Consider the following 12,669-nt stretch of genomic DNA (forward strand, 5'->3'; position numbering starts at 1 on the left):
ATCCTATCTGATGGCGGTTTCTTCTTTGGACGCCAAGCGGATAGTCCACAAAAAGTTCAGCAAGCAGCTCCTTTTATTGGGCATCATAGGGCTCATTGCCAATCTTCCTGGAATCCAGTCTCCCTTATAATCATCCCATATGCCCGTCCTGACACGTTCTTTTTCAGCTCATCCATCAACCGTTCAAGCTCGCCTCTGAATACCTCGTATTCTTCCTTGGCTAAAAGCAATTGGAGCAAACTGACCATAGAGAATACCGTTCCTCTGCTTAAGCTTCCTTTTGGCATTTCCAGCATGATTTCCACTTCGCGAAGCTCAACCGGATGGTCGAGGCGAAAACGGTACAGCACTTCCTCATGTGCCGATTTGTTCCGGTAAGGGAATGCGACGCTTAGAATGGCGTCGAGTTCACTGGCTTTCAAACGGACCTGCCAATGCTCTTCGCTGAACTCTTCCGCAAAGTCCTGGGCAATGCGCTCCCTAAGCTCTTCGTCAATGACCTGATAGAAATTGATGATTTGTCCGAGCGACAGGAAATTGGCAAGCACCCATAGCGGCACGTTCCGGTGCTTGTCAAAAAACTCCCGTATGGCCGGATACCTGACCCGATCGCGCTTCTTATGGCTTTTGATGAGGTTGTATAGCGTCGAGATGATGCGGTCGCGCTCGTGGTGATGCTGGCTGTCCGGACTGAAGTTTCCGGGTTCAAGAAAGCTGTCTTTTTCTTTGAATTTTTCCGAAAAACGGTATGCGATTTTCGATTTGATGTTCTTCTCGAATTTCAATAGCTCATTCAGCAGGAGCATGCGCAGTTCCCTGTCAAAGCGGTATAGTGCGTAAATATGGCCAAACTCGGTGCCTGCCCGGTACTGCTCAAGTCCGTAGGGATTGATCCGTTCGTCGCGCTCGAGAAACGGCTCTTTATAGCCATCGATCAGCGCGTAATAATTTTCACGCGACAGGACCCGTTTTGCCGCTGCCTTGTCCGGAACCGCCAACCCCCGGTTTTGAAGTATAGTGAGCTGTTCATCATGTGAAGCGAAAACTTTCATATTTTTCATCCTTTATCAATTCTTCTATCCTTTTACTCTAAGCTACTTGGGGAATTCTTTCCATCATCAAAAAAGCACCGTTCCCCATAAAGGGGACGGTGCTTTTCACCAGGATTCATTTGCGCCGCGGGCGGACTTCGGTCTGGACGTCCTTCAAAAAAGAGATGCCCATCAAAATGATGACAATTGCAAAAGGCAGGGCAGCGATGATCAGCATGTTCTGCAGCCCCTGTGTCCCACCAAAGTAAACGACGACGGCCGCGACGGCCGACTGGATGAGCCCCCATGTGATTTTCACGGAGTTGCTCGGATTCAGCATGCCATTTGTGCTCAACATACCCAGTACAAATGTTGCCGAATCCGCCGAAGTGATAAAGAAAATGGCGATGACGATGATGGTCAGCATGGACATGAACGTCCCAAGCGGATATTCCGCAAGTACGCCAAAAGTCGATGTTTCCAGAGTGAAACTGGAGATGGTGGCAATTCCGAGCTGCTCAAGCTGAAGGGCAGAAACACCGAACACCGAGAAGAAGATGAAACAAACGAGTGCCGGCAGCAGCAAGACGCTGAACATAAATTCTTTTACCGTCCGCCCTTTGGAGATCCGGGCGATGAAAATGCCGACAAACGGAGCCCAGGAAACCCACCAAGCCCAGTAGAAAATCGTCCAGCCGTTGATCCAGCTGCGATTTTCTTCATCAAGCGGGGCCAGCCTCAAACTCATTCTGAAAAAGTCGGTAATGTAGCTGCCGAGTGTATGCGTGAACATATTGACGATATACATTGTCGGACCTACGATAAATAGCAGAATCATCAGGACAGCAGCCAGCACCATATTGATGTTGCTCAAGTATTTGATGCCCCGGCCGATTCCAGACCAGGCCGACCAGATGAACAGCACCGTCGCAATGGCTAGAACAATCAATTGGACAGTGAAATTATTCGGAGTCCCGAACAGGAAAGAGAGCCCTCCGGTAATTTGTGCGGAACCAAAACCGAGTGTCGCCGCCACCCCAACCACTGTGGCAAAGACCGCGAGCACATCAATCGCTTTTCCAAGCGCCCCGCTCATAAGCTTTTCCCCGAACAGCGGAATCAGTGTGGCACTGATGAGGCCAGGACGTCCGCGGTTGAACTTGAAATACGCAAGGATCAGGCCGACAATGCCATAAACAGCCCATGCGTGTATGCCCCAATGGAAAAAAGAATACTTTAGCGCATCTTGTATTGCCTGATCGGTTCCTTCTTCCGCTACAGGGCTGCTGATGAAAGCGTGGGAAATCGGTTCAGCGGTCGTCCAGAACACCAATCCCATACCCATACCGGCGCTAAAGAGCATTGCAAACCATGACAGCCGGCTGAATTCGGGCTCGTCATCCTTCTTTCCCAGTTTCACATTGCCGAAGCGGGAAAACATCATATAAACACAGAAAAGAAGAATGGCGATAACTAGCAATAGATAGAACCAGCCGAACTTAGCAGTCAGTTGGGCAGTCACGCTCGACGTAAACGATTCCAGATTTCCAGGAGCAATCGCCCCCCATAAAACAACAATCAATGAAATAGCTATAGAATACCAAAATACTTGCGTTGCTTTTTTCATATTTCACCTCTCAAATAAAATAAATTTAAACACAACATTTGTAATTTTAACATAATTGCTAAGAGCATAAAACCGGAGGCCATTGCTCCAGATTCATAGAGTCGTGATCCCCGAAAAAGCAAGCGCATGATTTTCAGGAAATCAACGTACCAAAATAGCATCCCTATCCGCACTTCAAGGCTGTCACACCTTGCGAATCAGGATGCTGGTTCAATTTCTTTGAGCCCTCTACTGATTGTCAAAATTCACTGCAGTGTTCAATTCCTGATCATCTTTGTCCCATCTTTCCTGGATCTGCATCGGCCGGGATACCGCCTTGTTTCCTGAAATCGTCGTCATCATGGCCATTTTGATGCCTTTGAATAGTTTGTTTGCCTTTTCCGCTGCCTCCTGATCCGATGATGCGTTCCCACTCATTCCGCTTTTCCCTCTTTTCGAGAAATCGCATCTCTGCCAGATTCGTAGACAACCATGTTTCAAAAGATTTCCCGATTCTCCAAATTATTAAACGCTTAACATGCCGAACCGCAAGAAAACCTATCAGCCTTTCCACCCGCAGATCATCCCTAGCTTTTAGAAGAAGCCTATGGTGCAGCAGTCCTTCCAGTCCGCCTCTTCCGCTCTCCCTTCAATTATCGAAATACTTGTAATACAATGAAAATATGTAAAGAAGCTGCCAAAACTAAAATTCAAAAAAGGAGGAAATCTAAGTGGAAAATTCACTGATCAAATCGGACGACCTTATTACTCTTTGGGGAATTATTGTCATAGTTGCGGCCATGAGCATTGTGCTGGAGCAAAAATACAGCTGGGCTGGAAAAGTTTCCGGCGCCATTATCGCTCTCGTTTCAGCAATCATCTTATCCAACACAGGAATCATTCCGACCGCTTCACCGGTTTACGACGCAGTCTGGTCATTCATCATTCCGCTGGCGATCCCGCTATTGCTCTTTCATGTGAATTTCAAGAGGATATGGCAAGAAAGCGGCCGGATGCTGCTTATTTTTCTCATCAGCTCTGTCGGGACAATCGCCGGAACAATCATCAGCTTCTTCATATTGAAAGATCACATCCCATTTCTTGATAGAATCGGCGCAATGATGAGCGCATCCTATGTCGGCGGCGGCGTCAACTTTGCCGCAATGACCGCTAAATTCGATGCTCCAGAAGATATGGTATCGGCCGCCATTGTTGCAGATAACCTGATGATGGCGACATTCTTTGTCATCTTGATGGCCATTCCGACACTCAGTTTCTTCAGAAATCGCTTTCCACATCCGCATGTCCTGCAAGTGGAAAAAGAATCGGAGACAGCCGGCGGAAAAACCAATGCGGAAAGCTTTTGGAAACGCCAGGATATTTCTTTGAAAGATATTGCATTATCGATTGGGACAGCCTTTTTCCTCGTAATCATTTCATTTAAAATCGCCGGTTTTTTTGCGGAACTCATCCCGTCCGGAGACGGCGTATCGTTTGGCTGGAACTTGCTTAACGGCTTGTTCGGAGACAACTACCTGATTTTGACGACTTTGACGTTTATGGCACTGGCCTTTTTCCCGCGCTATTTTGACAGCATCAACGGAAGCCAGGAAATCGGGACGTTCTTGATTTATCTTTTTTTCGTTGTCATCGGAATAACGGCTTCCATTCCGCTCATCATCCAAAACGCGCCGTTGCTGTTGGTATTCGTCGCTATTATCGTAACTTTCAACTTGCTGCTGTCTTTAACGGCCGGAAAGCTTTTCAAATATGATCTGGAAGAGATTCTGCTTGTCACCAACGCCAATATCGGCGGGCCCACAACCGCTGCTGCCATGGCAATCGCCAAAGGCTGGAAAGAGCTGATTGGACCCATCTTGGTGGTCGGCACTATCGGCTATATTATCGGCAATTATATCGGCACAACACTCGGCCTGTGGTTTGGAACGATGATGTGATTTCAGCATCAGGCGTTTTTAGCCAGGCAGAAATCCCAATTCAAAACTCCATAAGCCAGCAAGATCAGTTTTGTATTTTTATACAAATTCCATAAATACTATTTTATTAACTAGATTTTCTTCTCCTTAAAAAAGAATAAAAAACCCTTATTAATTCATAAATAATTGCTTATCCTCTATATTCTTTTAAATTTTTCTTGTATTCACTTTGTATATTAATGTATATTTTATACATTGATAATCAAGGAGGAAAATATATGGCCCTGCTCCAGCGTGATAACAAAAAAATTTCCCCCTCCGATACATGGAAGTTTTTGATTCCTTCCATTATTGGAGCGTTACTGTTCTTATGTCCGCTCCCTTATAACGGCGAAGTGAACATAGGTGTCGGGATTTTAGCATCTTTTCTATTATCCGTTTTCGGCGAAATGATTCCTGCATTCATCTTATTCTTACTTGGATTTTCAGCACTTGCCAGTATAATGGCTACCATTCTGAAACCCGCTTTCGTTGGGAATTCACCTTTTTTGCGTGCCACGTTCATAGTCGGGCCGTTCGGGCTCACTGTCCGGGTGCTCGGTTTCCTATTCGGAATCATGGCTTTCTATGAAATCGGTCCGGAAGCAATCGCTTCCCGCGCAACAGGCGGGGTCGTCCTGTATGATCTAGCCCCTGTCCTGTTGACTTGGTTTTTGTTTGCCGGTTTCCTATTGCCGTTGCTTGTGGAATTCGGGTTGATGGAATTTGTCGGCGCTCTCGTCAACAAGTTCATGCGTCCGGTCTTCACCTTGCCGGGCCGTTCCTCGATCGACGCCATGGCATCCTGGATGGGTGCGGCGCCGGTCGGTGTCTTGGTGACGATGAAGCAATATGATGAAGGGTATTACACGCAGCGCGAAGCTTCGGTTATTGCTACGACTTTCTCGATTGCTTCCGTCGCATTCAGTTTGGTTGTGGCGAATGTTGTGGGCATCGGGCATTTGTTCCTGCCGTTTTACCTTGCCGTATCGGTCGCTTGTTTGGCAGCAGCCATCATCATGCCACGCATTCCCCCGTTATCCCGTAAAAAGGATGACTATTATGCGCCAGTCGGCAAACAGATCGATGACACAATCCCGGAAGGCGTGTCATTGGTGAAATGGGGTTTTGACGAGGCCCGCCTTAAAGCAAGCCGTACTGCAAGCCCGAAAAAATTAATGCAGTCAGGCGTTGAAACTGTACTCGATATATGGCTGGCGCTGATTCCCTTGGTCATGGCGCTTGGCACAGTGGCTTTGGTGGTCGCAGAATACACACCCTTGTTCAATATCATTTCCTATCCATTGATTCCGGTGCTGACATTGCTTGGATTGCCGGAAGCTGCGGAAGCCGCACCAACTTTCCTCGTCGGTTTTGCCGATATGTTCCTGCCGGCAGTTCTTGGCAGCGGCATTGAAAGCGAATTGACCCGTTTCGTCCTCGCGGGCGTATCTCTGACGCAAATCATTTACATGTCCGAAATCGGCATCTTGATCCTTCGTTCAAATATACCTGTTAAGTTTTGGGAACTCGCTGTTATTTTCATCTTGCGTACAGTGATCACCTTGCCGATTCTTGTTGTATTCGCCCATCTGTTCCTGTAAACAACCAAAAATCCACTTTCTGGAAACCAAGGTTTCCAGAAAGTGGATTTTTTGTTTTATGCTTTTGCTGCCTGAAATTCTGCCTCAGTTCGAAACTAGCACTTTTTCAGGTTTCACAGCTTTTTTCAATCCGACTGTCACTTCATCGCCGACATAGAACCGTGGGGAATATACCGATTCATGGACCGTCCATGTTTCGCCTGAAATTTCGACCGTATAATGGATTTCATGGCCTTGGTATTGGACGAATGTCACACGGCCGTGCACACCATTCAAGGCCACCATCGACAGCTGCAGCTGTTCCGGACGCACCGGATAAATGCCGTTCTTTTTGAAAGTTTTCGCGACACCCAAATCCGGCCATAGGCAATGCGGATTGATTTTCGGTATAAAGCTACCGTCTTGCCATTGTCCTTTAACCAGATTGCATTTTCCGACGAATGTCGCGACGAATTCCGTTTCCGGCCGGGTATAGATCATTTCAGGAGACGCAATCTGTTCAATCCGCCCCTGGTTCATGACGACGATTCGGTCTGCGATGGCCAGCGCCTCGCCCTGGTCGTGTGTGACAAACACAATAGAAGCACCCGTTTCCCGGTGAAGCTTCTGAATCTCTTTCCGCATTTCCATGCGAAGCTCGACATCAAGCGCGCTGAATGGTTCATCCATCAACATCAAGTTCGGTTTTGGCGCAATCGCCCGTGCCAGCGCCACCCGCTGCTTCTGGCCGCCGGACAGCTCGGAAGGATAGCGGTCCGAAAAACTGTCCAAGCCGACAAGCCGCAGCACTTCGCCCATTCGCTCCTGCACTTCCTGCCTGCTTTCTTTTTTCCGGTTCGGGTGATGGTCTAGCGGGAATTTGATGTGATCTGCGATTGTCATGTGAGGCCATAGCGCAAATGATTGAAATACCATGCCAATGTTCCGCTTTTCAGGCGGTGTGACTCGTTTGGCCGAAGCTACTGTAGAGTCATCCATGACGATAAATCCGTCCGTCGGCCCCATAAAGCCCGCAAGGAGTTTCAGCAGCGTCGTCTTGCCGCAGCCGGACGGCCCAAGAATCGCGATAAATTCACCTTGCTCGATTTCCAAATCCACTTCATGCAACGCCGTAAACGACCCGTATTTTTTTGAAACGCCCACCAATTCGATCATTTCGCCTTCAGCACCTTTCTGTCCCATAGTTTGCCTAATGCCATAAACAACAATCCTCCAAGCAATATACCAAGCACCAAGACCGTAGAAAAGGCGGTCGAATAGGTGGAGTAGCCCGCTTGCTCATAGCCGAAGATGACAACCCCGACCGTTTCCGTACCGCTCGACCATAAAAGACTTGAAACCGTCAGTTCGGTCAGCGCCATTAAAAACACGAGAAGCGCGCCGCTTAAAATTCCCGGGAACAATAGCGGCAACAGAACCTTCCGCCACCTGACCCAGCCTGTTGCACCAGAAATCCTTGCCGCTTCATCCATCGACGGGTCAATCTGCAAAAGAGCGGTGTAACTCCCTCTGATTTGCAGCACCATGAACCTTGTGGCATACGCAATGAACAAAATTAGCGCAGTGCCGTAAATACCAGGATTCCATCCTGGAACCGGCTCCATCCACATGAAAATCATGCATAGCGCGAAAACGGTCCCCGGCAATGCGTACGGGATGGTGATAAAGAGTTCTGCCGTCTTCGTGCTCCAGCCCGGAAATTTAAAACGGAGGCAAGCGAACAGCGTCCCAAGCACCAAACAGATCGCCATCGTCACTATCGCCAGCCCCAAGCTGTTCGACAAGGCGGCCAGCGGCTTCATATCCGTGAAAAATACATATTCGTAATTTTTCAAAGACAAGTTTCCCCATTCGAACGGTACGCCGTAAGCGGAAATCAACGACAGCGCCCCCATCGCAACAAGCGGCATCAAACTTGTTACAAGCAAGAACGTCCATAGTCCGATTTCCAGCAGCGTCTGGCGGACAGGCTTCAGGAAAATACGCGGGCTCATATCGCCCCGCACCGTTTCAGTGACACGGCTGCGCCGAAGCAAAAACCATTGAAGCAAGGTGCCGAAAAGCGCAATGACGCCAAGCATAACGGACAAAACCGCCGCTCTTGAAAAAGCTTCCGGCCCAAAGCCGACCACTTGTTCATAAATGTATGTGCTGAGCACCCGGATATTCGACGGCGTCCCTAAAAAGGCAGGAATGCCGAAATTATCGAGATTCGATAGAAAGGCGATCAGCCCGCCGCTCGCGATTCCAGGAAGCGCCAGCGGCAGCACAACTTTGCGGAGCGTCTGCTTTTTCGACAAGCCGGACGTCGCCGCCGCTTCTTCCAAGTCACGCGGAATTTTCCGGAACACGTTGACCGTGAACAAAAAGACAAGCGGATAATGCGACAGCCCAAGCAGCAGGATGATTCCGCCGATGCTGTACAGGTTCGGCACCTGCAGATTTCCCGGCAATAAAGCAAGAATCGCCGCCACCGGACCAGCTCCTCCGAAAAATTGCGTCCAGGCCAATGTTGTAATATAGGAAGGGATGATGAACGGCAAAAAGATGAACAATTGCATTGCCCGCTTCCCTCTGATTTGGACATAAGCGACAATCCAGGAAAATGCCACGCCTAAAACAAGCGCCAGAATTGTTGAACCCATCACGATGACCAATGTGTTCCGGACGGTTGCCCATGTTGCCTGTTCCCTCAGGATTTCCGAATAGTAGCCGAAAGTCAAAGAACCTTCGTTCACAAAACTTAGCCAGATGAGCCGGAGAACCGGCAGCAAAAACAGCAGAAAGACCGCCAGCAAACCAATTCCTTTATAGAAGTTTTTATTTTGAAAAAAGAGAGAGAAAGGGGGCAAGCCCTTTCTTCTCTCTTCGGCCATTCGCTGTTTGATAATCATCGCGTTAGCTCCTTATAACCAAAATCCAGAGAGCCGATCATTGGCCAAAAATATCCCCGAATTTCGCTTTGTCGTCTTCACGGGTTTTCAAAAGCTCACCCGTGTCCGCTTCCAGCACGGCCATTTCATCCAAGGTTTTCAGTCCTTCCGGCGCGTCAATGCCTTCACGGATCGGTGTATAGCCCAGCTCTGATGCCAATTTCTGGCCTTCTTCAGACAAGATGAAATCGACAAATGCTTTCGCCGCTTCTTCGTTATCCGTATTTTCCATGATTCCTACCGGCTCTGTGATGACCGGCACGCCTTCTTTCGGATACACCAGCTCAACAGGGCTTCCTTCACTCTTCGCGCGTGCTGCCAAGTAATCGACAATCATGCCGTAGTTCTGTTCGCCCATCGCAACGCCTTCAAGCACCGCGCCGTTGCCTTGTGTAATGGTGATATCGTTCGAACGCAGGCTTTCATACAGTTCCCAGCCCATTCCCTCTTGCTTTGTCATAACTCCAAGATTGTACGCCGCAGCTCCTGAGTAAAGCGGGCTAGGCATGACAGCCTGGCCTTTTGTTGCTTCATCTGTCAAAATCGTCCAGCTGTCCGGAAGCTCTTTAACATTGTTCGTGTTTACTACAATTCCCGTCGCCATTACTTTCGTGCCTGTATAAGCTCCGTCCGGATCCACGAAAGCTTCATCAATCGCTTCAGCTTCCGGGGACTTGTACCCCATCAGCAAATCCTCTTCCTTGAAGTTTTCGAACGTCACCGAGTCCGCCACCAGCAAGACATCCGCCTGGATGTCCCCTGCCTGATTTTCCGCTTGGATTTTCGACACCACTTCTTCTGTGCCAGAACGGAACGTGCTCACTTTCACATCCGGATTTTTTTCGACAAATGCGTTGACGAGCGCCTGTGCGTCTGCGTCCGGCTGAGATGTATAAAAATCGAGAGTGCCGGAGACCGCTGAACCGCTTTCCGCTTCTGCGCTGTTGCCCACTTCTTCCTGTGTGCTTCCGCATGCCGCCAAAAGCGCGGTCATCGTAAGAATCCCGACCCCTGAAAAAATCTTATTCATATAATTTCCTCCTCTGTTTTCCTGTTTTGCTCTCCTTTCAGTGTAGAGCCCTAATGTGAAGGGATTGTTAAGGAAGCATTAAGAAGTGTGAGGATTGTGCAAAGAATAATGCATGGTTAAAGATATTCTGCCAGGCAGATGCGCTTGTCCACAATATTGGTTGGAAGAATGAACAGTTCCGTCAATGCAATAAAAGCCGCACCGACAGATTGTGTCGGGTGCGGCTTTGCCTGCTGTTATTCAACTTGCATCAGTTCATACAGCTTGCGGACGGTGTTGATGTTCCGGATGGTGACGAGTTTATAAAGCGGAGTGCCGATGATTTTTGCCATTCCGCTTCTTGTGGCCTTGTCCCGGTCCACCGACCAGAGCACCGCTCCCTGGACATAGTAGACGGAATCAATTTCCGGTTTGGCGGTCAGTCCGTCCAGCACAGATTCCGCGTTGACTTCTTCCCAAAGAAACAGGACATCGCTTTTCATCGCGTCATCATTGGTCCATTCAGCGGGAATCGCTTCCGCAATCACTCTAAATTCCTCGAAGCTGTAAACCAGCACCTTGATCCGCAAACCGAAATGGGTGAAAATCGCCTCTTCCAAAATGGCTGTTATGCCTTTTTTTGAGCGGCTGGCATCGGTGAAGATGATGTTGCCGGAATTGATGTACGTTTTGACAGCGGTCATGCCGGCCTCTTCAAACATCCGCTTCAGCATTTTCATGTCTATTTTATTGTTTCCGCCGACGTTGATGCCCCGCAGCAATGCAACATAAACCATAAAATCCCCTCCTTTCAACAAATGGTTCCCAAGTCCGGATCAGACACAAAATGGACACTTACGAAGGAAGCATCCCTTTTGCTATAGTAGCCTCTAGACCCAACTGACTACTCCCTTTAGTCCGAGTTTACACCTCTCTATCGGTCCGCAACAGTGTATTTTATAATCATTTGCGCGTTGTTTTTGTGTATAAACCCGGTCGAGTATAAACACTTTGAAAGGAAGAACATCATGCACCAAGAAAAAAGACTGCCGCAAAACGGCAAAGAAGGCTTCTTATACGGAGCTATCATCTGTACATTGACCGTGCTGTTGATGGTATCATTCAACGCCATCTACTTTGCCGGCACATTCAACAAGGAAATCGCGTTCGCTATCTTGAAAATCCTGCCGCTCGTCTGGGTGATTGTCATGATCCTTGAACCGGTTGTGATTGGACGCCTTGCGGAAGCATTGACCGCAAAATTCACTGAGCCGACAGACAGCTTCAACTCCAAAGTCCTTTTCCGCATCCTGTTCACCGTTTTAGGGATGTCGATCATCATGACATTTATCGGCGATATCATCAGCAATGGTTTCCACGCAGAATTTTTAAGCAACTGGCTGAACAATTGGCCGCGGAATTTTGCGATTGCCTTGATCGCTGAAAGCATTGCCATTCAACCGCTTGCCCGTTTGGCAATGGTGAAGCTGCACGAAGCACAGGATAAAAAAGCAGCAGCCGCAGCAAATGCCCAAGCACAGTAATAAAAGAAGCTTACAGACAATATCCCCTTGTCTGGAGCTTCTTTTATTATTTACAGATCATTTTTAAGCATATGGCCCTAAAGCCGATTGTTTTCATTTGAATTTTCTGGGGCGTATAATAAAAAAAGCAGCAACAATTGTTTTTTCTAAATAATAATTGGAGGATGATTTTATTATGAGTAAAGTTGCGGTTATTACAGGAGCAGGAAGCGGTTTAGGGCAGGCTACAGCAGTTCGGCTGGCAGAAGAAGGCGTTAACATTGCAGTGGTCGATGTGAATGAAAAAGGCGGCAATGAAACGGTCGAGATGGTGAAGAACTTAGGCCCTGACGCCATTTTCATCAAAGCGGATGTTTCAAAAGCCGAAGAAGTTAAAAACTATGTTGATAAAACAGTTGAGCATTTTGGCACCATCGATTATTTCTTCAATAACGCAGGGATTTCCGGCAGCGGTAAGTACTATTTGGATACCGATATCAAAGAAATCGAACAGATTGTAGGCATTAACTTGATGGGCGCATTGTATGGCGTCCGCTATGTCGCAGAAGTTATGCTGAAAAACGGCGGCGGTTCGATTGTCAACACCGCTTCAAGCGCAGGCGTCATCGGCCAGGACTCCGTAGTCACTTATTCCGCGACCAAGCACGGCATCATCGGCATCACGAAGAGCATGGTTGCGGAATACGCAAAAGACGGCCTGCGGGTCAACGCCATTGCGCCAGGGCCAACAGAAACACCGATGGTTAAAACGTTCTTCGAAGCCAATCCGGAAATGAAAGCCAATGCAACAGCCGGGATTCCGCAGAAGCGCCTCGGTACTCCTGAAGAAGTCGCTGAACTCGTTGCATTCTTATTGACATCCAAAGCCCAGTACATCAACGGCGAAGTGATCCGGATTGATGGCGGATTTACGAATACGAAGTGAATTTCAAAACCACATTCCGAGCAAACCGCCATCTTTCGGCG

At 48.3% G+C, this 12,669-nt stretch carries 11 protein-coding genes; 4 read left to right on the forward strand and 7 right to left on the reverse strand.

Features of this window, described 5'->3' with window-relative positions; genetic code table 11:
- Positions 1–92: 92 nt before the first annotated feature.
- The 3 genes from FQV30_RS12845 to FQV30_RS12855 form a co-directional block, all read right to left on the reverse strand.
- Positions 93–1,052 (reverse strand): Abi family protein, encoded by a 960-nt coding sequence (locus FQV30_RS12845; RefSeq protein WP_146500765.1) that lies wholly within the window; start codon positions 1,050–1,052, stop codon positions 93–95.
- Between the two features lie 115 nt (positions 1,053–1,167).
- Positions 1,168–2,658 carry a glycine betaine uptake BCCT transporter gene (locus tag FQV30_RS12850; RefSeq protein ID WP_146500554.1) on the reverse strand — a complete coding sequence of 497 codons (1,491 nt, stop codon included), beginning with the start codon at positions 2,656–2,658 and terminating at the stop codon, positions 1,168–1,170.
- A gap of 228 nt (positions 2,659–2,886) precedes the next feature.
- Entirely contained in the window at positions 2,887–3,075 is a 189-nt protein-coding gene (locus FQV30_RS12855; protein WP_146500555.1) for a pyridoxamine 5'-phosphate oxidase family protein, read from the reverse strand.
- A 293-nt stretch (positions 3,076–3,368) separates the two neighbouring features.
- On the opposite strand from FQV30_RS12855, the gene FQV30_RS12860 reads away from it, so the two are divergent.
- Positions 3,369–4,595 carry a DUF819 family protein gene (locus tag FQV30_RS12860; RefSeq protein WP_146500556.1) on the forward strand — a complete coding sequence of 409 codons (1,227 nt, stop codon included), beginning with the start codon at positions 3,369–3,371 and terminating at the stop codon, positions 4,593–4,595.
- Positions 4,596–4,852: 257 nt separating this feature from the next.
- Positions 4,853–6,217, forward strand: coding sequence for a YjiH family protein (locus FQV30_RS12865; RefSeq protein WP_146500557.1), 1,365 nt, complete (start codon positions 4,853–4,855; stop codon positions 6,215–6,217).
- Between the two features lie 84 nt (positions 6,218–6,301).
- Here FQV30_RS12865 and FQV30_RS12870 read toward each other — a convergent pair whose 3' ends face one another.
- From FQV30_RS12870 to FQV30_RS12885, 4 genes are all read right to left on the reverse strand, one after another.
- A complete protein-coding gene (locus FQV30_RS12870) occupies positions 6,302–7,372 on the reverse strand; it encodes an ABC transporter ATP-binding protein (protein WP_146500558.1) in 1,071 nt (356 codons plus the stop codon).
- The gene (locus FQV30_RS12875; protein WP_146500559.1) at positions 7,369–9,111 is read right to left on the reverse strand and encodes an ABC transporter permease; all 1,743 of its coding nucleotides are present in this window, start codon (positions 9,109–9,111) and stop codon (positions 7,369–7,371) included. The genes FQV30_RS12870 and FQV30_RS12875 overlap by 4 nt, the downstream gene beginning before the upstream one ends.
- A gap of 37 nt (positions 9,112–9,148) precedes the next feature.
- Entirely contained in the window at positions 9,149–10,180 is a 1,032-nt protein-coding gene (locus FQV30_RS12880; protein ID WP_146500560.1) for an ABC transporter substrate-binding protein, read from the reverse strand.
- A gap of 236 nt (positions 10,181–10,416) precedes the next feature.
- Entirely contained in the window at positions 10,417–10,956 is a 540-nt protein-coding gene (locus FQV30_RS12885) for a DUF1697 domain-containing protein (RefSeq protein ID WP_146500561.1), read from the reverse strand.
- Positions 10,957–11,187: 231 nt separating this feature from the next.
- Here FQV30_RS12885 and FQV30_RS12890 point away from each other — a divergent pair, with 231 nt between their 5' ends.
- Entirely contained in the window at positions 11,188–11,703 is a 516-nt protein-coding gene (locus FQV30_RS12890) for a DUF2798 domain-containing protein (protein WP_146500562.1), read from the forward strand.
- A 175-nt stretch (positions 11,704–11,878) separates the two neighbouring features.
- A complete protein-coding gene (locus FQV30_RS12895) occupies positions 11,879–12,628 on the forward strand; it encodes an SDR family NAD(P)-dependent oxidoreductase (protein ID WP_146500563.1) in 750 nt (249 codons plus the stop codon).
- Positions 12,629–12,669: the final 41 nt, after the last annotated feature.

It is taken from the genome of Planomicrobium sp. CPCC 101110 (genome assembly GCF_007859395.1).
In the GTDB taxonomy this organism is placed as follows: Bacteria; Bacillota; Bacilli; order Bacillales_A; family Planococcaceae; genus Planococcus.